This is a genomic window from Paraburkholderia phymatum (genome assembly GCF_038900715.1).
GTDB lineage: Bacteria > Pseudomonadota > Gammaproteobacteria > Burkholderiales > Burkholderiaceae > Paraburkholderia > Paraburkholderia phymatum_A.
Genome location: NZ_JAYMRZ010000128.1, coordinates 1 through 255, shown reverse-complemented (window position 1 = coordinate 255; position 255 = coordinate 1). Strand labels below are relative to the sequence as shown.

General features: G+C 65.9%; 1 protein-coding gene. It reads right to left on the bottom strand.

Translation table 11 applies throughout. The features are described from left to right. Positions 1-203: hypothetical protein (locus tag VSR68_RS43055; RefSeq protein WP_342945400.1), on the bottom strand; the 203-nt coding region annotated here is incomplete at its 3' end. Between the last annotated feature and the right edge of the window lie 52 nt (positions 204-255).

The following is a 255-nucleotide window of genomic DNA, read 5'->3' as shown; positions in this document are numbered from 1 at the left end:
GGAAGCTCGGCCTTTTCTAGATAGAGCTGGTTCGCGAGCGTCAGCGTGAGCGACGCCGGCATCGTTCCGGCCAGCCGCTTCGGTTGCGCGGGCGGTGGCTTCCACGGTTCGGCCTGGTCCTCCTCGGTGATGAACGCGACGTCGAGCGGATGCGCACCGCCCGTGGCGCGAAAGATCACCCCCTCGATGTCGCGGCTGTCCATGGTTTGCACGGACGCGAGATACGACCACTGGTCAGCGTACGGCTGAAAGCCG